This window comes from Aquipseudomonas alcaligenes NBRC 14159, assembly GCF_000467105.1.
Taxonomy (GTDB): Bacteria; Pseudomonadota; Gammaproteobacteria; order Pseudomonadales; family Pseudomonadaceae; genus Aquipseudomonas; species Aquipseudomonas alcaligenes.
Map to the genome: position 1 here is coordinate 58,666 of NZ_BATI01000002.1, position 26,484 is coordinate 85,149.

Below are 26,484 nucleotides of genomic sequence, written 5' to 3' on the forward strand. Positions count from 1 at the left end.
CCCTCCCCAGGTCCTGGCTGCCTTCATGCGTTCCACCACCATCCGCCGCTGGTCCGTTGTCCATACCTGGACCAGCCTGATCTGCACCCTGTTCCTGTTCCTCCTGGCGCTCACCGGCCTGCCGCTGATCTTCCACCACGAGCTCGAACACCTGCTCGGTGAAGCACCAGAGCTGCGCGAGATGGCCCCCGGCACGGCGCACCTGGACCTGCAGCAGCTGGTCGAGGCCGGCGAACGCCACCGCCCCGGCGAGGTGGTGCAGTACCTGGGCTGGGAGGAAGACGAACCCAACGGCGTGGTCACCATCATGGCCGCCACCGCCGGCACCGAACCGAATTCGTCACATACCTTCATGCTCGACGCGCGCACGGGCGAGGCAGTGGAGATGCCAGCGGCCAACGGCGGTTTCATGATGCTGATGCTGCGCCTGCACGTGGACCTGTTCGCCGGCCTGCCGGGCAAGCTGCTGCTGGCCTCTATGGGCGTCCTCTTCGTAGTGGCGATCATCTCTGGCGTGGTGCTCTATGCGCCCTTCATGCGCAAACTGCGCTTCGCCGAAGTGCGCGACAAGTCCAACCGCCTGCGCTGGCTGGACCTGCACAACCTGATCGGCATCGTCACCCTGACCTGGGCCCTGACGGTGGGCGTTACCGGGGTGATCAGCGCCTGCGCCGACCTGCTGATCGAAGCCTGGCGCGGCGACACCCTGGCGGCCATGGTCGAACCCTACCGCGACGCGCCGCCGCTCACCGAGCGCGCCCCGGCCAGCCGCCTGCTGGAAATCGCCCAGGCGGCCGCGCCCGGCATGCGCCCGGACTTCATCGCCTTCCCCGGCACACGCTTCTCCAGCGAGCACCATTACGCGGTGTTCATGGTCGGCAGCTCGCACCTGACCTCGCACCTGTGGACCCCGGTGCTGATCGACGCCCGCACCCTGGCAGTCACCGCCGTCGGTACCCGCCCCTGGTACATGGACGCCCTGGCCATGTCGCAGCCGCTGCACTTCGGCGACTACGGCGGCCGACCGATGCAGATCCTCTGGGCGGTGCTGGATGTGCTGACGCTGATCGTCCTCGGCAGCGGCCTGTACCTCTGGTGGGTGCGCCGCCGCGCACCGCGCGCGACCTTGCGCGACGAGGTGGCGGCATGAGGCAGTCGACCTTCGCCATCCCCGCGCTGCTGGCCATACTCGGCGCCACCGGCCTGTTCGCCGCCCTGCTCGGCGACGGCGCGTGGGATGCCCTGGCCTGGCTCGGCCTGGGCCTGCCGGCCGTGATCGGCACCTGGCCGCTGCTGAGGCGCTGAAAGGTACTGGCGAAAGCGCCATGCCGGCCTAGCGTTAACTCAGGCAGAGAGCGGCAGCACAGGAGTGCCCCGCTGTCAGTCCCTTGTCCCTCGTCGTTCTGCCAGAACCGCCGCCCACACGGCACCCGTCTGCGCAACGCCTGGGAGTCACGCCATGCTGTTCATTACCAATCGCTTCCCGACCGACTCGATCCGCACCGTGGCCGACCGGCCATTCGAGTTCGACCTGAGCAACAACGCCCCCAGCCACTCGGTGTACTTCTGCCAGCGCAAGAGCAAGAAGAAACTGGTCGAACTGGGCAGCAAGGCCTTCCTCGACCACCTGCACGAAGCGCCGCAGCGCCAGGTGCTGCTGTACATCCACGGCTTCTCCAACCTGCCGGACGATGTGTTTGCCAATGTCGAGGAGTTCCAGCGCCTGTGCGACCAGACGTCGGCCAAGGAAGTGCTGGTGATCCCTGTGATCTGGCCATGCGACAACGATCTGGGGATCGTCAAGGACTACTGGGACGACCAGAAGTCCGCCGACTACAGCGCCATCTCCCTGGCCCGCGCCCTCAGCCTGTTTCTCAAGTGGCGCGACGAGCGCGAGGCGGCGGGACTCGACAGCTGCCTCAAGCGCATCAACGTACTGGCCCACTCGATGGGCAACCGGGTGCTGCGCGAGACCCTTTGCGAGTGGGACCGCTACGACCTGGCCCAGGGCGTCCCCATGCTGTTCCGCAATACCTTCCTGATCGCCGCCGACATCGAGAACGAATCGATCCATCGCGGCCAGCGCGGCGAGCTGATCTCGCATGCCTCGCGCAACGTGGTGGTGTACTACGCCTCGGACGACCTCGCCCTGCGTGGCAGCAAGGCGGCCAACCTGAAGAACCGCATCGCCTCGCGGCGCCTCGGCCACAGCGGCCCGGAGAACATGGACCTGGCGCCGCACAACCTGTACGCGGTGGATTGCGATGACGTGAACACCCGCTACGACACGCCCAAGGGGCACTCGTACTTCCGCAGCGACGACAAGGGCAAACCCGGCGTGGTGTTCCAGCACCTGTTCGAGTGTCTGCGCAGCGGCCGGGTATTCCCCCAGGACGAGGCCAAGCGCTCGACCATCCTGCGGGCCAAATGAGGCGAACGGGACAACGCGCCGGGCCGGCGCAGCACTCAGGGCTTGCTGAGCATCTCGCGGTGAGCCTTGAGCTGCTCGAGCATCTGCTCCATGTGCTGGATGTGCTGGTCCACCTGCTCCGGCGTATCCAGCGGCATCATCATGCCCGCGCCCTTGCCCATACCCATCTGCATGCCGCCATGCATCGGGCAACCGCCCATCATCTGCATGCTGCCGCCCATGGCCTGGCGGTGCTCCAGCATCAGCTTGTGCCGCTCCTCGGGCGTTTTGCCGGCCATCCAGCTCTGCTGCAGCTCGCGCATCTGGGTCATGTGCTGCTGCCACTGCTGCTCGGCGCCGGCTTCCGTGGCGGCCCAGGCGCCACCGGCCAGGCCAAGCGCCAGCAGGCCGGCAAGAAGAGTTTTGATGTTCATCGCATTGCCCTCGCAAGGGTGGGTGAACTTTCACTCTAGGACAGCCGGCAACCCGCGGGCTGATCTGCATCAAGCATCGGCCCGCCAGCGGACCAACGGAAATACCGGGCACAGAAAAAAGAAAACCCCGCTTGCGCGGGGTTCTGCAGACTGGTTCCTGACATCCGTGGTCGGTGCGCCATCCTGGCGAACAATCCTTCATGTCCCTGTTCTTTTAGGTGCGCTTCCTGCGCTAAGTCCTTGAAAGAGAGATTAATCCGACTGATGGCATGCTGATAGCAGCCTTCGCCGGCGCACCGTGTAGGCCAAAGCTTACAAAGCCGCCGAGCGGGAAGGGGTTCACAAAGCTGGTGTGACCGCTATCATCGCGCGCCTGATTTGCCTGCGCCCTGCGCCATCGAGCCTGACATGAGACCGCAACTGATCGCCGCCGCGGAAATCGACCGCGTCGAGACCTGGACCAAATACAACAAGGACATGTGCACCAGCTGCATGTCGACCTGCTGCACCATGCCGGTGGAAGTGCGCATCGCCGACCTGATCCGCCTCGGCGTGGTCGACGAATTCGAGCGCGGCGAGCCGCCGAAGAACATCGCCAAGCGCCTGCAGAAGGAAGGGCTGATCGAGCGCTTCAACCAGAAGTCGGGCATCTTCACCCTGACCCGCATGAGCAACGACGACTGCATGTACCTGGACCGCAAGACCCGCCTGTGCACCGTCTACGACAAGCGCCCGGATACCTGCCGCAACCATCCGCGCATCGGCCCGCGTCCCGGCTACTGCGCCTGGCGCCCCAAGCAGTGATCGCGGCGCGCGGCGAGCGCCAAAACGGTTCATCGCCGCCCCGCGCTGCCCGAACAGGTGGCAAAAAAGATCGATAGATAATGCCGAGCCATGTGCTCGGCATTGTTTTTTATCGAGCGCCATTTTTTAGGCGCAACTTAACCCATTGATTCAAAAAAGCCTTTCAAGGCCCAGGCACAACACCCACAAGCACTTAGGGCTGCCTCTGCAGAAATTCACACAACTGCATTAATTTTGGCGCACTGTCTGCACTGTGGACTGCAGCACAGATCGCCGAGTTCACGGCGACCGCTTTCAAGACCAAGAACAGCTGCGCATTTCACCTTCGCCACGCTTTCCACTGCCTCGATCTGACTTGCAACCAACCTTCCGGGATGAGGGGTAGGCAATGGATTTGGGTATCGGATTCCCCGCAGTAGCGCCTCGACAGCCAGGCCGTTTCACCACGCACGCCCCCGCGACCAACCACCCCTGCGGGAGCTGAGCATGTCTGGTCATACCGCTGACAGCGCCCTGCCGCTGTCGCAGGGCAATCCCTGCGCCCGCTTCTTCGGCTGGACCTGCCTGTTCGCCCTGATCGCCCTCTGCTCGGGCCTGGTCGACCCCAGCCTGCTCGACCCGGCGCACAAGCACTTCATCCTGCTGATCGGCGGCATCGGCCTGTGGCGCTATGGCAACGCCGCCATGCACTACCTGCGCGGCATGTACTTCATGCACTGGAAATTCCCGCGCATGCGCCGCGCCGTGGAGGCCATGGGTGAAGCCGCCCTGCCCTCGCAGATATTCATGGTGGTAACCAGCTTCCGCATCCCCACCCACACCACCTACAAGGTGTACCGCTCGGTGTTCGAGGAGGTGCAGCGCCTGCCCGTGCCCTGCACGGTGATCGTGTCCATCGTCGAGAAAGCCGACGAGAACTTCATCAAGCAGATCATGCGCGACTGCGTCAGTCCGGCACGCGACGACATCAAGCTGGTGGTGGTGCGCGCCCGCGGCACCGGCAAGCGCGACGGCCTGGCCCATGCCTTCCGCGCCCTGTCGCGGCAGATGCCGCTGGAGGACGCGGTGGTCGGCGTGGTCGACGGCGACACCATGATGCTGCCCGGCTGCGTGGAGAACGCGGTGAAGTTCTTCGCCTACCTGCCCAGCGTCGGCGGCATCACCACCAACGAGTTCTGCCAGGTCGAAGGCGGCAAGCTGGTGCGCGAGTGGCACTCGCTGCGCTTCGTCCAGCGCCACATCAACATGTGCTCCATGGCCCTGTCGCGGCGGGTGCTGACCATGACCGGGCGGCTGTCGTTCTTCCGCGCTTGCGTGATGACCGACCCAGCCTTCATCCGCGATGTCGAGGCCGACTTCCTGCAGCACTGGCGCCTCGGCCGCTTCCGCTTCCTCACCGGTGACGACAAGTCCTCCTGGTTCAGCCTGATGCGCGCCGGCTGGGACACCTTCTACGTGCCCGACAGCCACACCCTGACGGTGGAGCACCCGCCAGACAGCAACTTCCTGCGCGCCACCCGCCAGCTGATGTTCCGCTGGTACGGCAATTCCCTGCGGCAGAACTTCCGCACCACCCGCCTGCTCGGGCTGCGGCAACTGGGGGTGTTCACCATGTATGTGCTCTATGACCAGCGCGTGTCGATGTGGACCAGCCTGCTCGGGTTGACGGCCTCGGTGGTCGCCGCCCTGCTGTATGGCGTGGAGTTCCTGCTGGTGTACCTGTTCTGGGTGCTGCTGTCGCGCACCCTGGTGACCCTGCTGATGCTGTTCGCCGGGCACCCGGTCGATCCGCTGTACCCGCTGGCGCTCTATTACAACCAGATCGTCGGCTCGGCGATGAAGGTGCATGCCCTGTTCCACATGGACCAGCAGAGCTGGACGCGGCAGAAGACCACCCTCGACCGCAGCGATGCGGCCTTCGACCAGGCCCTCAACCGCTGGTCCTCGAAAACCATGCAGGCCTCCGCGCTCGCGCTGTTCGGCGGCGTCGTGGCCCTGCTCCTCACCCTGTCCCAACCCTGAGAGGCGGAACGCCATGAGCAGTGCCATTTCCTCGATCGCGCCCAATGTGGTCCACGAAGCGGTGGACGAGCGCCAGCACGTGCGCAGCAAGCTGCCGGCGCGCGTCGTCCTGAGCGGCGCCGACGACAGCTTCGCCTGCGAACTGCAGGACATCTCCCTCGGCGGCCTCGGCCTGCGCTGCTCGCGCGAGCTGCCGCAGGGCGCGCTGTATGACGCCGCGATCCAGCTGGAGCTCAACCAGGTGGCGCTGACCATCGACGCCCGGGTCAAGGTCATCGCCGAGCGCGGCGGCCTTATCGGCGTCGAGTTCGTCGAGCTGGAACCGCGCAAGCGCGACATCCTGCGTTACCTGCTGAGCGCCTACCTGTCCGGTGAGATCGCCGACGTCAACGGCCTGTTCAACGTCATGCAGCGGGAGAACTACATCAAGCAGCGCAAGCAGAGCCAGAGCGGTGCGCGCACCCGCCTGGAGCGGGCCCGCGCCCTGCTGGGCAGCGCCGGCTACCTGGCGGCGGGCCTGGCAGTGGCCGGGGTGCTGGCCTACAAGAGCTACCTGCTGTTCTTCAGCGTGCCGGCCAGCCAGGCGCTGGTCAGCGCTGACGCGCACATCCTCAGCATGCCGGAGAACGGCTATGTGCGTTTCCTGCTGCCCGCCGGCGTGCAACGGGTCAAGGCCGGCGAGCCGATCGCCAGCGTGTCCACCCAGCTGGCCACCAGCTTCACCACCCCGGCCGACCTGGAGGCCCTGGCGCGCCTGTCGCAGAACGACCTGCAGAGCCTGCTCGGGCGCACGCTGATCGAAACCACCCTGGCCAGCCCCTGCGACTGCTACGTGTATTTCCCGAGCAAGCCCACCGACGGCTACGCCTACAAGTTCGCCGAACTGGCGCACCTGATCCCGGCCGACGACGACCTCTACGTCAAGGCCAGCTTCCCCTTCGACAAGCTCAAGGGCCTGCACGACATCAGCGCCATCGACCTGCAGGTGTTCGGCGAGCCGGAGCCGCGCAAGGGCAAGGTGATCCGCTCGGCGGTGGACGCCGAGAACCAGACGCTGGTGCTGAGCATCAAGCCGGACCAGGCCCTGCCGCTGACGGCCTACCAGCAACCGGTGACGGTGGACCTGTTCAAGGGCCTGCCGCTGACCAGCAGCCTCTAGGAGCCGCCATGTCGTACCGCGCGACCGCCAGCCTGCTCGTCCTGCTGCTCTGCGCCGGCCTGACCCAGGCCGCCAGCCTGGCCCAGGTGCAGTACCGCCTGCACCTGGACCCGAGTGCCGACGTCGAGGCCGACCTGCGCGCGCTGGTCGAGCGTGGCGACCAGCCGGCCATGCTGCTGCTCGCCGACCAGCTGGCCCGCACCGGCCAGCATCAGGACGAGGCCATCGCCCTGTACCAGCGCGCCTTCGCCGACGGTCATGGCGAGATCGCCGCGCTGGCGCCGCTGGCGGCCCAGGTCGAACGCCAGCCCGACGGCCGCGAAGCACATCGCGCCTTCTTCGCCCAGGCGCTGCAGCGCTACCCGCTGAGCCGCGACTTCGCCACCCTGACCACCAGCCTGGATGTGTTCCTGGTCTACCCCGAACTGTTCCCGCGGGCCGAGCCACAGGCGCTGATCGAGCTGTACCGGCGCGCCTGCATCGACGCCTGCCACCTGAACCTGTACCGCGCCCGCCTGGCCGAGCTGAACGGCCAGCAAGCGCTGGCCGAGAGCCTCTACCTGCAAGCCTTGCGCGAGGATGCGCGCGCCGTCGACCGGCTCTACCAGGCGCTCGGCGAACAGCAGGACACGCTGTTCCCGCAACGGGTGCAGCCACTGCTGGCCGAGGCCGACGCCTTGCCGCTGGGCACCGTGCAGGCCATCGGCAGCCTGCTCAGCAGCATCCCGCGCGAACACGATCCCGAGGTCATGGCCTGGCTGGACAACGCCATCGCCCGTCAGGCCGACTCGGCCAGGGTGGCCAAGGCCAGCTACATGATGTCGGCCCCCGAGAACTACGCGGCAGAAGACGTCTTCGCCCTGATCGACCGCATCGAGCAGACCCGTTCGCAGGAAGGCCGCGCCCTGCGCGCCTCGGCCTATCTGGTGCGCGGCTGGCGCACCCTGGACCCGTTCAAGGCCAAGGCGATCATCGACGGCCTGCTCGCCGAGGGCTACCAGAACGCCTACCTCAACCTCGGCGAGCTCTACAGCATGGGCGGCCTGGACCAGGTCGACCAGGCCCAGGCCATCGCCACCTACCGCCTGCTCGCCGCCCGCGGCGTGCCTTCGGCCTTCTACCGCATCGCCACCATCTACGGGGGGGGCAAAGGCATCTGCAACGACCCGATCAAGGCCTACGCCTACGCCAGCCTGGCCGTGGAGCGCGGCGAGCTGGGCGCGCGCAAATACCTGCGCGAACTCGACGGCAAGCTGCCCGCCGGCGACCGCGAACGCGCCCTGCAGGCCCGTGCCGGCATCCTCAAAGAGCTAGAGGCGACCCTATGAAACGCTGCCTGCCCGCCCTGCTCTGCCTGCCCTGGCTGGCACTGGCCCAGGCCGAGGAATCGGCCCGGGAAATCGTCGCCGACGCAGATACCCCGGCGCAGGAGAAAGTCACCGACCTGGGCCGCTTCGAGTTCGCCCAGAAGGCCACCCTGCAGGGCGGCTACGGCCCCGAGGACGGCACCCTGGGCAATGACCGCAAGGGCTTCTACGGCCTGCGCTACGAGCCGACCCTGGCCTGGTATTCCGAGGAAGGCGCCTGGTCGCGCTGGCAGGGCTTCGGCCGCGCCTGGCTGAACTACAACTCCGGCCAGGCCAGCACCCCGCTGCAGGAAAACGAGGCCCAGCAGCTCGAATACTTCAGTGCCGAGCTGCGCGAGTTCTACCTGCGCCGCAACCTGCTCGGCGACGACCCGCGCTTCGCCCTCTCCGTGGGCCGCCAGCGCTTCGGCGACTACTTCGGCCTGTGGTGGGACGACAGCATCGAGGCCCTGCGCCTGGACTACGACGACAGCTTCGCCCGTGGCTTCGTCGCCATCGCCGAGCAGTTCCACAGCTACAACAGCGACATCAGCAGCCTGGACGCCGACCAGCAGGACATCGCCTACCTGATGGGCGAGTACGCCCTGCGCTGGCAGGCGCAGCAGTGGGCCGGCCTGCGCCTGATGATCGAGCGCGACCACAGCGGCCGCGACGAAACCGACGACCCGCTGGACTTCCGTGGCCAGCGCCTGGGCCTGTTCGCCAGCGGCGAGCAACTGGGCTGGGGGCTGCTCGACGACTATCGCCTGGAGCTGGCGATGCTCGACGGCGACAACCGCTACAACGATGGCCGCGACCAGGATGTGCGCGGCTGGGCCCTGCTCAGCGAACTGGGCAAGCGCTTCGACGACAGCCCCTGGCGGCCGCGCCTGTACCTGCACGGCGGCCTCACCGACGAGCCGGACGAGGACGGCGACGGCTTCCGCCTGAATGCCATCCAGTCCGACCGGGTGGCCGACCCCGAGACCTACAGCACCGGCTTGGTCAGCGCCTTCGTCGGCGTCGACCTGCGCAACCTGGCGTTCTATGGCATCGGCCTGGACAGCCAGCCACGGCCGCGCCAGCAGCTCGACCTGCGCCTGACCGACCTGCGCCTGCGTGACGAAGACGGCGAGCTGCCGCTGCGCGCGAGCGCGGACGGCGAGCGCAGCGGCGGCCACCTGGGCCAGACGCTGGACCTCAACTACTTCTGGGAGATGTTTCCGCTGGCCTACGAAAGCCGCCAGGTGCAGGTCAACGCCCTGCTCTCCCTCAGCTATTTCCGGGCCGGCAGCGCAGTTCGCGGCCTGGACAACGACTACCAGGCCAGCTTCGGCCTGGTGCTGCGCTACTGACCGCGAGGTGTCGCCATGGTCTTCACATCCAACGTGTTCCTGTTCCTCTTCCTGCCGGTGTTCCTGCTGGTGTACTACGCGGTCAAGGACTCCTGGCGCTCCTACGTCATCGTGCTGGGCAGCTACCTGTTCTACGCCTGGTGGCGCCCGGACTTCCTCCTGCTGTTCGTCGCCATCTCCTACTGGAACTACTGGTTCGGCCTGCTGATCAAGCGCCGCATCGACGCCGACGACAAGAAAAGCGCGTTCCGCCTGCTGTGCCTGGGCGTGGCCGGCGACCTGGCGGCGCTGGGTTACTTCAAGTACGCCAACTTCGGTGTCGAGGTCATCGCCGCCGCGCTGGCGCCGCTGGGCATCAACACCTTCACCCTGGAACACATCATCCTGCCGCTGGGCATCTCCTTCTACGTGTTCCAGGCGCTCAGCTACATCGTCGACATCTACCGCAAGGACGCCGAACCGACCCGCCGCTTCGTCGACTTCGCCGCCTTCATCGCCCTGTTCCCGCAGCTGGTGGCCGGCCCCATCCTGCGTTACAGCCTGATCGACCAGCAGCTCAAGCAACGCACCCATTCCATGGAGCTGTTCAGCCTGGGCGCCTGCCGCTTCATGCTCGGCTTCATCAAGAAGGTGCTGATCGCCGACTCGCTGGCGCCCATGGGCACGGTGATTCTCGGCAGCTCGGAGCCGCAGATGGTGGATGCCTGGTTCGGCATGCTCATCTGCCTGCTGCAGCTGTACTTCGACTTCTCCGGCTACAGCGACATGGCCATCGGCCTGGGCATGATGATGGGCTTCCGCTTCGCCGAGAACTTCAACCAGCCGCTGCTGTGCCAGAGCCTGACCGAGTTCTGGCGACGCTGGCACCTGACCCTGGCCGACTTCCTGCGCGACTACATCTACGTACCGCTGGTGCGCTCCAAACGAGTCAGCGCCGACGGCGCGCTGTTCTGCACCATGCTGCTGTCCGGCTTCTGGCACGGCGCCAGCTTCGCCTACATCTTCTTCGGCCTGTACTTCGCCGTGCTCATGGTGGCCGAGCGCCGGCTCGGCCTGGTGACCAAGATCGGCGGCCCCTACAAGTGGTGGCGCAACCTGCTGGCGCTGATCTTCGTGGTGGGCGTGATGCCCTTCTTCATCACCGGCGACATGCAGCACGCGCTGCGCATCATCCCCGCCATGCTCGGCTTCAACGGCATCGGCTCGCTGGAGGTGTACCTGCTGGCGACCTCGCAGATGACCCTGGCCTTCACCCTGGTGGCGGTGGTCTGGCTGCTGCTGGCCGGGCGCCTGAACCTGCGCTTCTACGCCGGCGCCCAGCAGGGCTACTGGATGCAGCACGTCGGCGGGCTGAGCATGCTGGCGCTGTGGGCCGCCTTCGGCCTGTCGCTGAGCCGCCTGGCCGCCAACTCCTTTTCTCCCTTCCTCTACTTCCAGTTCTAGGAGGCTGCCATGTCATTCCCCGTCATGAGTTCGGCAAGCAGGGTCAACGGCGTCCTGTTCATCCTGTTGCTGGCCGCCATGCTGCTCTACTCCACCCCCCGGGTAGTCGCGTTCGCACGCACCCAGGAACCGTCCACCGCCGCCACGCAGTTCATGAGCGGCGAGCTGCTGCGCCAGTTCGAGGACTACTACGACAAGGGCCTGTTCCTGCGCCAGCCCTCGGTGGAGGCCTGGGCCAGCCTGCAGTACCTGCTGTTCCGCGAGGGTTCCAGCGGCGTGGTGCTGGGCAAGGACGGCTGGCTGTTCAGCAACGAGGAATACCGCGTTCCCGGCGCCTACCAGCAGGCGCTGGAGGAGCACCTTGCGCGCATCGCCGAGGTGGAAAAGACCCTCAAGGCGCACAACAAACGCCTGATCCTGCTGCCGCTGCCGCTCAAGCTGGATGTCTACGAGGAGTACGCCAGCCGTGCCCCGGACGCGCGCGCCAAGGCGCTCTACGACGACTTCCTCAGCGGCCTGCGCGCACAGCGCATCGAGGTGGCGCCGCTGCGCGAGGCCTTCCTCGCACAGAAGGAGCAGCAGCCGCTGTTCCTGCCCACCGATACCCACTGGACGCCCTACGGCGCCCGCCTGGCTGCCCAGGAGCTGGCCCGCCAGCACCCGGAGCTGGTCGGCAGTACGCCCTACACCTCGCGCCAGGTGGCGCAGAAGGAGCTGTCGGGCGATCTCAGCAACTACCTGCAGTTCAGCCGCGAGCTGGCGCCGGAGCGCTTCCAGCCGAGCCCGCTGCCGGTGTTCGAGACACTCAAGGCCGAGCAGCAGGCCAGCGATGCGGCGCTGTTCGGCGAGGCCGCCCAGCCGATCATGCTGGTCGGCTCCAGCTACACCAAGATCGACGACTGGAACTTCCCCGGCTTCCTCAAGGAGTCCCTGCGCACCGACCTGCAGACCACGGCCGTGGAGGCCAAGGGGCCGTTCTACGCCATGGAGCAGTTCCTTGCCGGGCAGAAGCTGACCGACCCGGAGATCACCACGGTGATCTGGGAATTCCCGGTACGCACGCTGCTGGCGGAAAAACCCGTGACCTCCGGCTGGCAGGTCGCCGCCAACCAATTCTTCTGACTGGAGACTGAACCCATGAAAGCCCTTTCCCGCCTGCTGCTCGCCCTCGCCCTGCTCGCGCCAGCCCTGAGCCCGGCGCAGGATGGCAATGCCGCCCTGTACGACGCCGTGGCGCCGGCCGGCTCGGCCTACCTGCGAGTACTCAACCTGTCCGCCAGCGGCGCCGAGGTGATGCTCAGCGGCAAGAGCGCGGCGCAGAAGGTCAGCGCCGGCCAGCTCGGCAACTACCTGTTCAGCGCGCCCGGCACGCACAAGGTCACGGTCGGCGGCGCCAGCCTGCAGGCCGACCTCAAGCCCAGCAGCGCCACCACCCTGGTGTACGACGGCAGCAACCTCCAGGCCATCGCCGACAACTATGTGGAGGACAGCAAGAAGGCGCAGATCGCCTTCTACAACCTCACCGACAAGCCGCTGTCGCTGAAGACCCTGGACGGCAAGCATGCAGTGGTCGAGGGCGTGGCCAGCCAGCAGGCCGGCACGCGCATGGTCAACGAGATCAAGATCGGCTTCGCCGCCTACGCCGGCGAGCAGAACCTGGCCAGGTTCGACGAGCTGTTCCTAAAGAAGGGCCGCTCCTACAGCTATGTGGTCATCCCCAGCGGCGCCGGGGTGCGCACCATCGCCGCGATGAACGGCCTGGACAGCATCAAGTAGCCGCCGCCATGAGCCTGCCCCGTCTGCTCCTCGCCAGCCTGCTGCTCGCCGCGCCCGCCCTGCGCGCGGCCGAGCAGTGCGACCTCGACTGCCTGCTGTGCCCGGGCCTGGCCGACCCCGCGCACTACGGCGAAGGCATCATGAAGTCGATGAAGTACGTCGCCCCGGGCAAGGACACCTGGCTGTTCCGCTCCGAGGTGGACCTGAGCAACGACTTCGGCATTCCGCCCGCCATGCGCCCGCAGTTCAAGCGCCTGATGGACGCCTTCCACGCCCGCGGCACCCAGGTGGTGATCGCCGTGCAGCCGACCCGCGGCATCATGCACCGCGACAAGGTGCGCGCGGACAGCGCCTACGGCTTCGACTTCACCACCGCGCGGCGCAACCTGGCCAGCTTCCTCGACCAGCTGCGCGCCGGTGGCGCGGTGGTGCCGGACATCCTGCCGCTGGTCGACAGCCCGCCCGAACAGGACTACTTCTTCCGCCGCGACCACCACTGGACGCCGGCCGGCGCCATGCACACCGCACGCCTGGTGGCCGACAGCATCAGGCAGCAACCCTTCTACGCCGACCTGAGCAAGAAGCAGTACCGCACCGAGCCCGGCGTGATGGTCCCCAAGGACGGCACCATGAGCCGCGCGCTGAAGAAGATCTGCGGCAACAACTACGGCTTCCAGTACGCCCGCGGCTTCCAGACCGTGCCGGCGGGCGACGACCTTGGCGCGCTGTTCGACGAGCAGAGCAGCCAGGAGGTGGTGCTGGTCGGCACCAGCAACTCGGCCGCGCGCGACGACGACACCAAGAACTACAACTTCGACGGCTACCTCAAGGAATACCTCAGCGTCGATATCCTCAACGTCGCCCTGCCCGGCGCCGGCCAGGAGGGCGCGCTGCTCAACTACCTGCAATCGCCGGACTACACGCCGGACGCCCCACCGAAGCTGATCATCTGGGAGCTGCCGGCCAGCTTCCGCCTGGAAGACCCGCTGATGTACCGCCAGCTGCTGCCGGCCATTGCCGGCGGCTGCGCCAAGGGCCAGGTACTCGGCGAGCGCAAGAGCGAGCTGCCGGCGCTGCCGCGCGGCCAGCGCTTCGAGCTGCTGAGCAATGGCGGCGCGCAGCGCCTGGACCTGCGCGGCAAGCCGGGCTTTCTCGATATCCAGCTGGCGGACAAGAACCTCAAGGACTTCTACGTCATCGTCTATTACGACAACGGCCAGCGCGACAAGCAGTGGTACCGCCGCGAGGCCATAGTCGCTGGCGGCCAGTACTACCTGGAGCTCAGCCAGGACGCCGCCTACCGCGACGCCAACCTGCTGTCGGTATTCATCGAGCCGACCGAGGACCTGGCCGCGCCCGTGGCGGTGGAGACCCGGCTATGCCTGTAAGAGCGCTGCTAGCCCTGCTGCTCTGCGCCGGCGCGGCGCAGGCGCAGCCGCAGTCGATCTGGCCACCTCGGCCGCTGCCGCTGGCGGCGCAGATCGGCGACTACCGCCAGCTGGAATGTCCGAAGGCCGTACCCGAGCCCTACACCGGGGCGTTGCAGATCGACAGCAAGTACGACCAGAGCGACGCCAGCCGCTCGACCCTCAGCGGCAAGGTGTCGGCGCGCTCCAAGGAAACCCATGCGCGCCTGGCCGAGTACACCCAGCGCCTGGCGCAGTTCGCCGACTACCTGGTGCAGGCGAAGAATCCGCGCCAGGCCGGCACCGCCCTGGCCTGCCTGGACCAGTGGCTGCAGGCCTGGGCCGAGGCGGGCGCGATCGAGAGCCGCGATGCCAGCAAGACCGGCCTGGCCGCGCGCAAGTGGGCGCTGGCGGCCATCGCCTCGACCCTGCTCAAGAGCCAGGCCCTGAGCGGTGGCCGGCCAGCGCTTTCCAGCGCACAGCGGGCCTGGCTGCAGCGCCTGGCCGAGCTGGTGATGGACGACTACCGGCCGCGCCAGGCGGCGGACTTCGCCTACTTCAACAACCACGACTACTGGGCCGGCTGGGCCGTGGCCGCCAGCGGCATGCTGCTCGGCCGCGACGACTATGTGGCCTGGGGCGAGCGCAACTTCCGCCGCGGCCTGGCGCAGATCAGCGACTCGCCGCACGGCCCCTACGCCTACCTGCCCAACGAACTGGGCCGCGGCCAACTGGCGGCCAACTACACCCACTACGCCATGGTGCCGCTGCTGCTGCTGGCCGAATCCTCGCGCTACAACGGCCCCGGCCTCAGCGCCGAGGATGACCGGCGCCTGCAGCGCCTGGCCGACTTCGCCGCCCTCAGCCTGCTCGACCCGCAGCGCCTGGCCGAACTGCGCGGCCAGCCGCAGCACGAGGTGCCGCCGTACAAGCTGGTGTGGCTGCTGCCCTTCCTCGACCTGTACCCGCAGCACGCCCTGGCCCTGCGCCTGCAAGCCAGCGCCGGCGCGGCAGCCACCGCCTACGGCCAGCTCGGCGGACGCCTGGCGCCGCTCTATCCCCACGTTGCGAGGTAACCCTATGGCCGCGCTCGACTACCTGCGCCGCTGCGCGCCGCTGCTGCTGATCGCCTTCTGCGGCCTGTGCCCGGCACAAACCCGCACGCTGCTGCATCACCAGCTCGAGGCCCTCGGCGAGCACCCGCAGCAGGCGCAGATCGCCGCCCTGCTGGCCACCCCGGCGCAAGGCCTGGACCCGACGCAGTTCGCCGTCGCCACACCGGGCGGGCGTGGCCGGGCCAGCCTGACCAGCCTGTTCTCCGCCCAGGCCGGCAGTTGGCCCTTCGAGCCCTTCGTCAGCAGCGGGCTGTTCCGCGTGATCGCCGACTACCAGGCGCACCACCCGCAGGCGCTGCTGCTGGACGACGGCAGCCTGAGCCTGGAGCAACTGGCCAAGGTGCTGAACGACCCGCGCATCCTCAAGCCGCACAAGGACGGCTACCTGCTCAGCTACCCGCTGCTGATCGGCCCCAAGGGTGCGCTGCTGGTGGAGGACCAGCGCCTGTACCTGAACAGCCGCGCCGGCGCCGCGCTGATCAACCGCGGCCAGCTGGTACTGCGCCGGGCCCAGCTGCAGAGCTGGGCCGGCGAGCAGAGCCAGCTGGCGGCCAGGCCGTTCCGCCCCTTCATCATGGCCTGGGCCGGCAGCTTCACCCTGATCGAACAGTCGCAGCTGGCGCGCCTGGGCTACAACGCCCACCTGGCGCGCGGCCTGACCAGCCGGCGCAGCGCCCAGCAGCCAGCCGCCACGCCACCCGCGCGGGTGCTGATCCGCGCCAGTGAGCTGCGCGAGATGGCCAGCGGCGTGGAGCTGCACGACAGCCTGGCGCTGATCGAGGACTCGCAGTTCAGCGAGCTGCAGCAGTACGGCCTGGACCTTTCCGCCAGCCGGGTCGGCATCGCCCGCAACCGGATCAGCGACGTACGCAACCACAGCGGCATTCGCCTGCGCGACGGCAGCGCCGGGCTGATCGCCGACAACCTGATCGGCAACATCGGCAAGTCCGCCATCGAGGCGCAACTGCAGGGCGGCGCCCTGGCCCTGCAGAACAACCGCATCGGCGGCACCGGCGCCAGCGCCATCGTCCTCACCGGCAGCCCGCAGCAGCCGGCCGAGGGGCTGCTGGTGGCCGGCAACCTGATCGGCAACAGCCAGGGCAGCGGCATCGACGGCCAGCACATCGGCCGCGCCCTGATCGTCGACAACCGCATCAGCGGTAACCCGGAGTACGCCATTCGCATCCGCAACGAGCCGCCGCTGCCGGGCGAGATCAGCCTGCTCGGCAACCAGCTGGGCAATGTCGGCAAGGCAATGATCCACCTGCAGGGCGTCAACCGGCTGTTGCTCGGCGGCAACCACTACCTGGGCCTGGCCAGCCAGCAGCACATCCTCGACGGCGACCTGCTGCCGGTGCAGAGCCTGCTGCTGGAGACCACCCTCAAGCACGGCTGCGTGGCGCAGCTCGACCTGCTCGCCGAGCAGCAGCCAAGTGCGCCACTGCAGCGCGCGCCGCGTTGCGGGCAGAGTATCTAGAGCGGCCTCCCCTCTCCCGCCGGGAGAGGGTGCCCGCAGGGCGGGTGAGGGTGGCAAGGGCCGCGAGTGGCTTGCAGATACCCTCACCCCGGCCCTCTCCCGGAGGGAAAGGGCGATGGCTGCAGCCTACTCGTCCAGCACCGGCACCAGCAGCAACGCGTGCACCCGGCCGAAGACATTGCGCCCCATCGCCACGATCACGCCCTGGTCGTTGATGCCGAGGCCGGCCTCGATGGTCCAGCCGCCGGGGTCGGGAATCAGGCCGTTGAGGTCCTGCATGCCCTCCTCCAGGCTCCAGACGAAGCCGACCGCGCCGCTGGCCGTGTCCGCCTGGCCGACCACGCGCACCTGCGCGTTGACGCACTTGGCATAGCTGTTGGCGCCGCCGAGGGTGCCGAGGTCCTGCAGGCCACCCGCGCTGGTCCAGACAAACGCATGCTCGGCCCCCGCCGCGCTGGCGTAGCCGACCACCGCGCCGCTGGCGCCAATGGCCTTGCCGTAGCTGTTGCCGCCGTCCAGGGTGCCGAGGTCCTGCAGGCCGAGGCTCGGGTCCCAGCGGAAGGCATGCGCGGCGCTGCCGACATGGCTGAAGCCGGCCACCTGGCCGGACTCGTTGATCCCGGTGGCGTAGCTGTTGCTGCTGGCGCTGCCGAGCACGCCGAGGTTCTGCATGCCCGCCGCTGCGCTCCAGCGGTAGGCGCGGTACTTGCCACTGGCGATCTGGCTGTAGCCGGCCACCTGCCCGGCATCGTTGATCTCGCGCGCATAGCTGTTGCCGCCACCGAGGGTGCCGAGCAGCTGGAAGCCGCCGTCCGCGCTCCACAGGAAGGCGCGGTCGACGCCGCCCTGCGGGCCATAGCCGACCACCTGGCGGCTGGCATTGATGCCATAGGCATAACTGGCGCTGCCGCCCAGGGTGCCGAGGTCCTGCATGCCGCCCTCGGCGGTCCAGATAAAGGCATGAGCACCGAGGCCGGCATAGCTGTAGCCGACCACATCGGCATTCTCGCTGAGCCCGTGCGGCACGCTGTAGGAGGTGGCGATCAGGCTGCCCAGATCGCTGAGTACGTAGAACTGCGCCTGCGCCGGCAACGCCAGGCAGGCAAGCAGGCCGCCGGCGACGCAGCCGGCGCGAAGAGAAGGTTGCGACATGTCACCCATACCCCGATGGCTGAAGGGATCGGCAGGAACGAGGCGACTGCGGGACGCGAAGAGGGATGTAGCGAGGGGCGCCACGTGAACGTGGTCTGCGCCTGAATGTGAACCGCCCGCCCGGCGCCGTCAAGCGCCGGCGGGCGTCCGTCTCACAGGGGCTGGGCGGGGGTGCTTGCAGCCGCCTGCTGAGCCACTTCGCTGTCCACCGGCTTGGGCCGGATCAGGCTGAAGTCGATCAGGTTCTGCGGCTGCTGCGGATCGCCGATCAGCAGCGGGCGGGCCTTGAATTCGTTGCTCACCAGGCTGCGGCTGCGGTCGTGCTCGGCGAAGTCGAGGCCGGCCAGGTCGGCCCAGGTATGCACCAGGCTGGAGCTGCTGAAGGGGCGCGCCAAGGCCTGGGCGAAGTCACGGGGCTGCTGCGCCTGCCACTTCGGCGAATTCCACAGGAGGAAGGGAATGGTGTACATCGGGTCGGTCGGCGCCGCCTCGTTACGCCCCAGCACCTCGGCCTTGGGCGCGTCGAACACGGCCTCGCCGTGGTCGGCGAGGTAGAGCAGGAAGCCGTTGGGGTCGGTGGCGGCGAAGCGCTTGATCAGGCTGGAGACGACGAAGTCGTTGTACAGCACCGCGTTGTCGTAGGCGTTGTAGGTCGGCAGCTGGTCCTCGCTGACATGCGCCGGCGCGCCGCTATGGTCGGTGAAGCGCTCGTACTCCGGCGGGTAGCGGTACTGGTAGCTCATGTGGGTGCCGAGCAGGTGAACCACGATGAACTTGCGCGGCGCGTCCTCGGCCAGCACCTTGGCGAACGGATCAAGCACGTCGCCATCGTACTGGCGGGCATTCTGCTCACGGTTGTTGTTCAGGTAGAACTGCTCGTCCGCCTGCTTGGAGAAGGTGGTGAGCATGGTGTTGCGCTTGGTGATGGTCTGCTGGTTGGTAATCCAGTAGGTCTTGTAGCCGGCCTGCTTCATCACGCTGACCAGCGACGGGGTATTCAGGTAGGCGTCCGGGTTCTCCTGGTCGGCGAACGTCAGTACCTGCTGCAGCGCCTCGATGGTGTAGGGCCGCGGGGTGACCGCGCCGGTGAACACCTGCAGCTGGTCGCGCAGCTGGTCCAGTTCCGGCGTGGTCTTGCGGCCATAGCCGTACAGGCTCATGCGCTGGCGGTTGGTCGACTCACCGATGACCAACACCAGGGTGGCCGGCTGGCCGGCATGAGCGTCGCGCAGGTCGGTCAGCGGCGCGATGCGCTGGCGGCCCTCCAGCAGCGCCTGCATGTTGGCCAGCTGAGAACGGTACTGGCGATAGCCGACCACCAGCTGCCAGGGCGTGGCCGGCTCGATGCGCGCCTCGAACTTCTCCAGCGCCACCGCGACATCGTCGTGCTTGCTGAACTGGCGGATCGCCGGGTAACCGATCGAGGCGAACAGGAAGAAGGCCGCGGCCAGCGCCGCCGCCGGGCGTGGCAGGTACACCGGACGTACCTGGCGCCAGAGCAGCCAGGCGCCCAGGCCGTAGGCGAAGAAGGCCGGCAGCATCCACCAGGCGAAATACTGCGCCAGATACTCGCTGCCTTCGCTGACGTTGGACTCGAAGAGAATGAAGATCACGCTCTGCGAGAACTCCTGGCCGTAGATCAGGAAGTAGCCGAAGCCGGCCAGCGAGCACAGCCACAGCGGCACGCCGATCAGCGCCGCGAGCATCCGCGCCCGCGCCGGGAACAGCAGCAGCGGCACCAGCCACAGCAGGCTCAGCAGCAGCGACTGGCGCAGGCCGGAGAAACCCGCGCTGCCCGTGGCGTAGATCAACGCCTGGGTAACGCCGGAGAAATACCAGAAGAACAGCAGGGTCCAACCCAGGCCGCGCCAGTCGACAGCGGCGCGGGCACGTTGTGCATCAGTCATCACAGCCCCAAGCGCTGGCGGGGAATCCGCCTTATCTCCCGAACTCTGCCAGGGGACCTGTGAAAACTTCGTCAACGCCTCACTGCAGATGGAAATGCGCGGTGTTCTGCGCCAGGCTGCGGCTGCCCTCGCCCAGCCGGTCGGCGACGCCATGCACCGCCTGCGCGCCCTGCAGCAGGCTGGCGGCGGCCTGGTCGACCTGCTGGATATTGCCGCTGACCTCCTCGGCGGTGGCCGCCTGCTGCTCCACGGCGGCCGCGATCTGGGTGAGCATGTCGCTGACGCGCTGCACGGCGCCGGCGATTTCACCGAGATGATCGCCCAGCTCGGTGACCGCACCGGCATCGCCCTCGGCCTGGCTGCAGGCCGTCTGCATCAGCTCCACCGACTGCAGCACCACACGCTGCAGGGCCTCGACCGTGGCACTGATCTCGCGGGTCGACTCCTGGGTGCGCTGCGACAGCGAGCGCACCTCGTCAGCCACCACGGCGAAGCCACGTCCGGCCTCGCCGGCCCGCGCCGCCTCGATGGCGGCATTCAGCGCGAGCAGGTTGGTCTGCTCGGCGATGCCCTTGATCACGTCCACCACGCGGTCGATCTGCTGCGCCTGCTGGCGCAGCTCGGCCAGCGCCGCCGCGGTATCGCCCAGGCGCGCGGTGAGCTGGCGCATGCTGGCAGTGGTCTGCTGGCTGCGCTGGTTGCTCTGTTCGGCAATCGCCAGGGTCTGGCCGGCATCCTGCGCGGCCAGCTCGCAGTTCTGCGCCACGCTCTGCGCGGTGGCCGCCATCTGCGTGGCGGCGGCGGCGATCTGGCTGACCTGCTGCTGTTGCTGCTCCACCGCGCCAAGGGCGCGGCGTGCCTCGTCACTGAGCACCAGCACGGTATCGCCCAGTTCGGCGCTCTCGCGGTTGACCCCCTGCAGCGAATCGCGCAGCTGCGCCACCGCGTCGTTGAGGGCGGCGCCGATCAGCGCCAGCTCGTCCTTGCCATGCACCGTGACGTGGCGGCGCAGGTCGCCATCGCGCAGTGACTGCGCCAGCGAGGTGATGCGCCAGCTGCTGCCGCGGATCGATGCCTGCAGGCAGACCAGCGCGTAGAGCGCCAGCGCGACCAGCAGGCCAAAGGCCCCCAGGGTGAAGATCAGGGCACGCAGCGCCTTGCTGCGGTACTGCCCGAGGCGGGTGTCCAGGGCCTGCAGAGTGGCCTGCTGCAGTGCCTCGACATGCCCCAGCGCGCCATCCATGCCGCGCTCGAACTCGGCGGCCTTGAGGGTGATACCGGCGTCGCCGTACATCTGCTGATCGAGCTGCTTGAGCCAGGCATCCAGGCCGGCCAGGCTCTGCTGGTAGGCCTGCCCCCAACTCGCCAGGGAGGCCGGCAGCTCGCCCTGCAGGCGCTCGCCGAGCTTGCCCAGCTGCAGCCGCGACTCCCCGGCGGTGGCGCGGATCTCGCGCAGCTGCAGGCGGCTCTGCAGGCTGAACTGACCGGCGACCACCGCGCCCTGGCCGACACTGGCGAGCACGCCGAGGCGCTGCTGCAGACGCGGCGCGTCCTGGGTGGCCAGCTGCATGAGCAGATAGGTCTCCAGCCAGGGGTCGAGAATCAGGCCGCTGTCGGTGGCGATCTGCTCGCGCAGGGCGGCGAGGCGTTGCTGGGCCAGGGTGAAGCGGTCATAGGCATCCGGCCACCAGCCGACGCTGCCCAGCGCCTGCGCCCTCAGGCCGTCGCGCTCGCCCTGCAGGGCCTGCAGATCAGCCAGCACCTGCTTGCTGGCACCCTCGGCGGCCAGCACCTGCTGCAACGCCTGCAGCGCCTCGTCCAGTTCGCCATCGGCCTGCTGCAGGCGGCTGAAAGCGGCCTGCGTCTCGTCACTGGCCTGGCGATTGCGCTCGGTGGCCTTCCAGCGCGCCGTGAGGTTGCGCTGGCCCAGCAGCTGGCGCTCGACCCGGTCCAGCGCCTGCAGCTGCAGGACGCCGGAGCGCTCGTCGTCGACCACCCGGAGCTTGCCCAGGTAGTTGTCGCCGATCGACCAGGCGGCGTAGCAGAGTGGCAGAAGGAACAGCAGCGCCAGCAACTGGAACTTGCGGGCGAAACTGAACCGTTCCAGAGCGTTCACACCAGGCAGCAACAAGGCATTCATCGTCGAACTCCTGAATCGGACGAAACCGCGAAACGCCTGGTACAGCAAATGCCGCGCCAGGCGCCCGCTGCGTCGAGGCTATGCGCTAGGTATCGGAAGCCTCGTCGACTTCATGAGCTAAACGATAGAAGCATTGCGCCATCCAGGTGCAGAAAGGCGCCATGCGGGCCTGCCGCGATCACTCGGCGAACGGATCGCTGCCCTGGCGCAGGCTGTTGCTCAGCGCCTGGAAGCCCTGCAGCAGCAGCGCGTCGTCATGCGAGGCATTGCTGACGCTGGCGCGGACGAATTGCGGCACCGCCGCGCGCCCGACGGCAAAGGCCTCCGCCGTGGCGACCAGGTAATTCTTCAGTTTCAGCTCGGCCTCGACGTCCGAGGCCCGCCAGGGCTCGGGCACCTCGATCCAGAAATGCGGGCATTGCGGGTGCGTGCGATAGCTCAGGCCTTCCAGCAGCCCCTCGACCAGCTGTTTGCGCCGGCCGATCTCGATGATCTGCTGGCGTAGCAGCTTCTCCGCGACACTGCTCTCGATCCAGCCACTGGCCAGCTCCATCGCCAGCGGCGTGGCCATCCAGCAGCTGCCGCGCAGGGCGGCAGCGATGCGGCTGATCAGCGGCACCGGCGCATGCAGGTAGCCCACCCGCAACCCGGCGGCCACCGCCTTGCTCAGGCTGCCGATCAGCACGCTGCGCTCGGGGGCGTAGAAGCTCAGGGGCGGCGGACGGTCCTCGACCAGCACCGCATGCGCCTCGTCCTCGATGATCAGTAGGTTGTGCTCGCGACAGACGGCGACCAGCGCTTCGCGCCGCGCCACGGACAGCACGCCGGTGGTCGGGTTCTGCAGGGTCGGCGTGCAGTACAGGGCGGAAATGCGGTGCTGCCGGCACAGCTCGTCGAGCGCCGCCGGGATCAGCCCTTCCTCGTCCATCGCCGCACCGAGCAGCTTGATGCCGAGCATGCGCGCGGCGCTGATCAGGCCCGGATAGGTGAGCTGCTCGGTGACCAGGGTATCGCCGGCGCGCAGCAGGGCCATCAGGGTACAGAGCAGGCCGTGCTGGCCGCCGTTGACGCACAGCACCTGCTCGGCCTGGGGGCGGAAGTCGCCGTGGGCCAGCCAGCGCGCACCAGCCTGGCGATAGCGCGGCAGGCCGGCGTCCGGCGTGTACAGGGTCATCTCGGCCAGCGTCTGCGGGTTGCGCGCCAGCTCCAGCAGGCTCTGCGCCAGCAGGCTGGTCTCGGCGCCGGGGATGTGCATGTTGCGGCTCATGTCGAACTGCTCGGGCCGCTCCTCGACGAAGTTGCTGAAGCCGATGTCGCGCTTGCGCTCCAGGTCGCGCTGGCGCACGAAAGTGCCATCGCCGACCCGCGCCACCACCAGCCCCATGCGCTCCAGCTCGGCATAGGCCCGGCTGACCGTGCCGATGGTTACCCCCAGGCGATCGGCCAGGCTGCGGTGCGGCGGCAGCTTGGCGCCGCCCTCGATGCTGCCATCGAGAATCCGCAGCTCCATGGCCTCAGCGAGGCGCTTGTACTTGGCGCCATGCCCCGAGCTTAACGCATCGCGCAGCATTGACACCGTGTCAATAATTGGTTTGACAGCCATTTTTCGTCCAAATAGCCTCATTGACCAGTATCAATGCCAATTGATCTCTGGATTTAAGGGGTCAATTTTGTGATCACGAAGGATTGTCATCATGCCAATGTCCGCAGCAATTGCAAACACCGGAAAAGCCAGGGGGCAGTGGCTGGCCGCCCTGATCACCAGCCTGCTGTTCCTCACCGTGTGCCTGAGCTGGGGCACCACCTGGCTGGGCATCAAGATTGCCGTGGAAACCGTACCGCCGCTGACCGCCTCCGGCCTGCGCTTTCTCATCGCCTTCCCGCTGTTCCTCAGCTTCGCCCTGATCCGCGGTGACTCGATCTTCTTCCCGCGCAGCCACCTGGGCTTCTTCGTCTTCGTCACCCTGGGCTACTTCAGCCTGCCCTACTACCTGCTCAACTATGGCGAGACCCATGTCTCCTCCGGCCTCACCGCCCTGCTGTTCAGCTGCATGCCGGTGTTCATCCTGATCTTCTCCGCGCTGTTCCTGCGCGAGCGCATCTACCTGTCGCAGGTGGTGGGCATCGGCATCGGTTTCGCCAGCCTGTTCATGATCCTGCGCAGCCAGGGCCTGAGCCTGGCGCACGACGAATTCAGCGGCGTGCTGGCCATCCTCGCCGCTGCGGTGATGCATGCCCTGTGCTACGTGGTGACCAAGAAGCAGGGCGCCGAGATCAGCGTGATCACCTACAACACCCTGCCCATCGGCCTGGCCGGCATGATGCTGTGCCTGGTCGGCCTGGGCGTGGAGCAGCCGGACTTCGCCGCCATCAGCACGCGCTCCTGGATGGCACTGACCTACCTCGGCCTGTGCGCCTCGGTCGGCGGCTTCATCGTCTACTTCTTCCTGCTCAAGCGCCTGAGCCCGGTGATCCTGTCCTTCGTCTTCATCATCTTCCCGGTATTCGCCGTGATCATCGGCTCCTGGTACGAGGGCCAGCCGATTTCCCGCGACCTGGCGCTGTACTCCGCGCTGCTGCTGGCCGGCTTCGCCATCACCAAGGTGCCGGTGGAAAAGCTCCTGGCGAAGCAGGTCTGACGCGATGAACCACCAGGACGCCCTCTCCCCGCAGGCGCTGCAGGCCATCTACCGTCATGCCGCCGCCACCTACCCCGAGGAATGCTGCGGCTTCGTCTTCGCCGACGCCCGCGTGCACCTCGGCGAGAACATCCAGAACCAGCTCAACCGCCTCGACCCCGAGGTGTACCGGCGCAGCGCCGCCAACGGCTACACCTTCGCGGTGGCCGACACCCTGCTGCTCAGCCGCAGCCTGCGCAGCGACAACCCGGTCCGGGTGATCTACCACTCGCACCCCGATGTCGGCGCCTACTTCAGCCGCGAGGACGAGGACAAGGCGCTGTTCATGGGCCAGCCGATCCACCCGGTGGCCTACCTGGTGGTGGACGTGCGCGCTGGCGTGGCGCACGGCGCCAAGCTGTTCGAGTGGAACGGCAAAGAATTCGTCTGCAGCCGGGAGTTCCCCGGCTCCCCCGATAGCCATTGATAAAGGAGGTTTGGCTATGAGTGTGGTGATTGTTCCGGAAGTGCTGGGCCGTGTTGCCAGGTTGCCCGCCACCCGACTGGAGGGGGCCGGCGCGACGGTTCGCGAACTGGTGGAAGACGTCTGCACGCGCCACGCGGCGCTGCGCGAGCACCTGTTCTACGGCAACGACCAGTTCAAGGAGCACTTCCTGCTCACCGCCGGCGGCGAGCTGCTGGAGGCCGACAGCCCGCTGCCGGCCGATGCCGAGCTGGACATCCTGCTCGCCACCTCCGGCGGCCTGGACTGCGATGAGCTGAGCAACGACGAAGTGCGCCGCTACGTACGCCACATCACCCTGCCCGACGTCGGCCGCCAGGGCCAGCTGCGCCTGAAGCAGGCGCGCGTGCTGATCATCGGTACCGGCGGCCTGGGCTCGCCGGTCAGCCTGTACCTGGCCGCCGCCGGTATCGGCACCCTCGGCCTGGTGGATTTCGACCGGGTCGAGAGCAGCAACCTGCAACGCCAGGTGGTACACGGCAGCGCCACCCTGGGCATGGCCAAGGTCGAGTCGGCGCGCCGCCGCCTGCTCGACCTCAACCCCGCCATCCGCATCGACGCCCACGACTGCGCGCTGACGGCGGACAACGCCCTGCAGCTGGTCAGCAACTATGACCTGGTGATCGACGGCACCGACAACTTCACCACCCGCTACCTGCTCAACGATGCCTGCGTGCTGCTCGGGCGCCCGCTGGTGTATGGCGCGCTGCACCGCTTCGACGGCCAGATGAGCCTGTTCAACTACCGCGAGGGCCCCTGCTACCGCTGCCTCTACCCGCAGAGCCCGCCCGCCGAACTGGCGCCCAACTGCAATGCCGGCGGGGTGATCGGCGTGTTGCCGGGGGTGGTCGGACTGATCCAGGCCACCGAGGCGATCAAGCTGATCCTCGGCATCGGCGAGCCTCTGGTCGGGCGCCTGATGCGCTTCGACGCGCTGGCCATGAAGTTCAGCGAGGTGCGCTTCAAGCGCCGCCCCGACTGCCCCAGCTGCTCACCGACACGCCGCGACCGCAGCCTGCAGAGCGAGGTACCGGTGCAATGCGCCAGCGCCCTGCGCGACACGGCGTTGCCGGCGCAGCTGCTGATCAGCCCGCAGTTGCTGCAGCTGAGCCTGAGCCGCGGCGACGACCTGCAGCTGCTCGACGTGCGCGAAGCCAACGAACTGGAAGTGTGCGGCCTGGCGCAGGCACGCAATATCCCGCTGGGCGAGCTGGACCTGCACCTGCACGAGCTCGACCCTGAGCGACCGCTGTGCCTGATCTGCTACGGCGGCCCGCGCGCCGAACGCGCCGCCCAGCGCCTGCTGGAAGCCGGCTTTTCACGCCTGCAGGTGCTGCAGGGCGGGCTCAAGGCCTGGGCGCGCGACATCGACCCCGACATGCCGCTGTACTGAGGTC

Annotated in this window: 20 protein-coding genes and 1 pseudogene; 16 read left to right on the forward strand and 5 right to left on the reverse strand. The window is 67.8% G+C overall.

Annotated elements, in window-relative coordinates; all coding sequences use genetic code 11:
• Positions 1 to 25 precede the first annotated feature (25 nt).
• The 3 genes from PA6_RS00620 (at position 26) to PA6_RS00625 (ending at position 2,431) form a co-directional block, all read left to right on the forward strand.
• Positions 26 to 1,150 carry a PepSY-associated TM helix domain-containing protein gene (locus PA6_RS00620; RefSeq protein ID WP_021698914.1) on the forward strand — a complete coding sequence of 375 codons (1,125 nt, stop codon included), beginning with the start codon at positions 26 to 28 and terminating at the stop codon, positions 1,148 to 1,150.
• Positions 1,147 to 1,305, forward strand: coding sequence for a hypothetical protein (locus PA6_RS23805; RefSeq protein ID WP_021698915.1), 159 nt, complete (start codon positions 1,147 to 1,149; stop codon positions 1,303 to 1,305). The genes PA6_RS00620 and PA6_RS23805 overlap by 4 nt, the downstream gene beginning before the upstream one ends.
• Positions 1,306 to 1,459: 154 nt before the next feature.
• Positions 1,460 to 2,431 carry an alpha/beta hydrolase gene (locus tag PA6_RS00625; protein ID WP_021698916.1) on the forward strand — a complete coding sequence of 324 codons (972 nt, stop codon included), beginning with the start codon at positions 1,460 to 1,462 and terminating at the stop codon, positions 2,429 to 2,431.
• 35 nt (positions 2,432 to 2,466) lie between these two features.
• On the opposite strand, the gene PA6_RS00630 is transcribed toward PA6_RS00625, so the two are convergent.
• Entirely contained in the window at positions 2,467 to 2,844 is a 378-nt protein-coding gene (locus PA6_RS00630; protein ID WP_021698917.1) for a hypothetical protein, read from the reverse strand.
• A 408-nt stretch (positions 2,845 to 3,252) separates the two neighbouring features.
• Here PA6_RS00630 and PA6_RS00635 point away from each other — a divergent pair, with 408 nt between their 5' ends.
• The 11 genes from PA6_RS00635 (at position 3,253) to PA6_RS00685 (ending at position 16,747) form a co-directional block, all read left to right on the forward strand.
• Positions 3,253 to 3,648: a YkgJ family cysteine cluster protein gene (locus PA6_RS00635; protein ID WP_021698918.1), complete on the forward strand. Its 396-nt coding sequence runs from the start codon at positions 3,253 to 3,255 to the stop codon at positions 3,646 to 3,648.
• Positions 3,649 to 4,134: 486 nt separating this feature from the next.
• Positions 4,135 to 5,670 (forward strand): glycosyltransferase, encoded by a 1,536-nt coding sequence (locus tag PA6_RS00640; RefSeq protein WP_021698919.1) that lies wholly within the window; start codon positions 4,135 to 4,137, stop codon positions 5,668 to 5,670.
• A 13-nt stretch (positions 5,671 to 5,683) separates the two neighbouring features.
• A complete protein-coding gene (locus PA6_RS00645) occupies positions 5,684 to 6,829 on the forward strand; it encodes a PilZ domain-containing protein (protein ID WP_021698920.1) in 1,146 nt (381 codons plus the stop codon).
• An 8-nt stretch (positions 6,830 to 6,837) separates the two neighbouring features.
• Complete coding sequence (locus PA6_RS00650; protein ID WP_021698921.1) at positions 6,838 to 8,157, forward strand: SEL1-like repeat protein; 1,320 nt, start codon at positions 6,838 to 6,840, stop codon at positions 8,155 to 8,157.
• Positions 8,154 to 9,530, forward strand: coding sequence for an alginate export family protein (locus PA6_RS00655; protein WP_021698922.1), 1,377 nt, complete (start codon positions 8,154 to 8,156; stop codon positions 9,528 to 9,530). Before PA6_RS00650 ends, PA6_RS00655 begins: the two co-directional genes overlap by 4 nt.
• A gap of 15 nt (positions 9,531 to 9,545) precedes the next feature.
• A complete protein-coding gene (locus PA6_RS00660; protein WP_021698923.1) occupies positions 9,546 to 10,973 on the forward strand; it encodes an MBOAT family O-acyltransferase in 1,428 nt (475 codons plus the stop codon).
• A 9-nt stretch (positions 10,974 to 10,982) separates the two neighbouring features.
• Positions 10,983 to 12,095 carry an alginate O-acetyltransferase AlgX-related protein gene (locus PA6_RS00665; protein ID WP_021698924.1) on the forward strand — a complete coding sequence of 371 codons (1,113 nt, stop codon included), beginning with the start codon at positions 10,983 to 10,985 and terminating at the stop codon, positions 12,093 to 12,095.
• 15 nt (positions 12,096 to 12,110) lie between these two features.
• Positions 12,111 to 12,749, forward strand: a complete 639-nt coding sequence (locus PA6_RS00670) for an alginate O-acetyltransferase AlgF (protein WP_021698925.1) — start codon at positions 12,111 to 12,113, stop codon at positions 12,747 to 12,749.
• Positions 12,750 to 12,757: 8 nt separating this feature from the next.
• Positions 12,758 to 14,137 carry an alginate O-acetyltransferase AlgX-related protein gene (locus tag PA6_RS00675; RefSeq protein ID WP_021698926.1) on the forward strand — a complete coding sequence of 460 codons (1,380 nt, stop codon included), beginning with the start codon at positions 12,758 to 12,760 and terminating at the stop codon, positions 14,135 to 14,137.
• Entirely contained in the window at positions 14,128 to 15,231 is a 1,104-nt protein-coding gene (locus PA6_RS00680; RefSeq protein WP_021698927.1) for a polysaccharide lyase, read from the forward strand. The genes PA6_RS00675 and PA6_RS00680 overlap by 10 nt, the downstream gene beginning before the upstream one ends.
• 4 nt (positions 15,232 to 15,235) lie before the next feature.
• Positions 15,236 to 16,747, forward strand: a complete 1,512-nt coding sequence (locus PA6_RS00685; protein WP_021698928.1) for a right-handed parallel beta-helix repeat-containing protein — start codon at positions 15,236 to 15,238, stop codon at positions 16,745 to 16,747.
• Positions 16,748 to 16,873: 126 nt separating this feature from the next.
• Here the strand turns inward: PA6_RS00685 and PA6_RS00690 are convergent, their stop codons facing one another.
• The 4 genes from PA6_RS00690 to PA6_RS00705 all read right to left on the reverse strand — a co-directional run bounded on the left by PA6_RS00690 (position 16,874) and on the right by PA6_RS00705 (position 23,549).
• Positions 16,874 to 17,899 carry an HAF repeat-containing protein gene (locus PA6_RS00690; protein ID WP_162149668.1) on the reverse strand — a complete coding sequence of 342 codons (1,026 nt, stop codon included), beginning with the start codon at positions 17,897 to 17,899 and terminating at the stop codon, positions 16,874 to 16,876.
• A gap of 152 nt (positions 17,900 to 18,051) precedes the next feature.
• A complete protein-coding gene (gene cptA / locus PA6_RS00695) occupies positions 18,052 to 19,806 on the reverse strand; it encodes a phosphoethanolamine transferase CptA (RefSeq protein ID WP_043216092.1) in 1,755 nt (584 codons plus the stop codon).
• Between the two features lie 79 nt (positions 19,807 to 19,885).
• Positions 19,886 to 21,946, reverse strand: a complete 2,061-nt coding sequence (locus PA6_RS00700; RefSeq protein WP_021698931.1) for a methyl-accepting chemotaxis protein — start codon at positions 21,944 to 21,946, stop codon at positions 19,886 to 19,888.
• 178 nt (positions 21,947 to 22,124) lie between these two features.
• The gene (locus tag PA6_RS00705) at positions 22,125 to 23,549 is read right to left on the reverse strand and encodes an aminotransferase-like domain-containing protein (protein WP_043216094.1); all 1,425 of its coding nucleotides are present in this window, start codon (positions 23,547 to 23,549) and stop codon (positions 22,125 to 22,127) included.
• Between the two features lie 97 nt (positions 23,550 to 23,646).
• Between PA6_RS00705 and PA6_RS00710 the strand changes: the two genes are divergently transcribed.
• The gene (locus PA6_RS00710) at positions 23,647 to 24,585 is read left to right on the forward strand and encodes a DMT family transporter (protein WP_043216096.1); all 939 of its coding nucleotides are present in this window, start codon (positions 23,647 to 23,649) and stop codon (positions 24,583 to 24,585) included.
• Between the two features lie 4 nt (positions 24,586 to 24,589).
• Positions 24,590 to 26,480: pseudogene (gene moeB, locus PA6_RS00720) on the forward strand (molybdopterin-synthase adenylyltransferase MoeB).
• Positions 26,481 to 26,484: the final 4 nt, after the last annotated feature.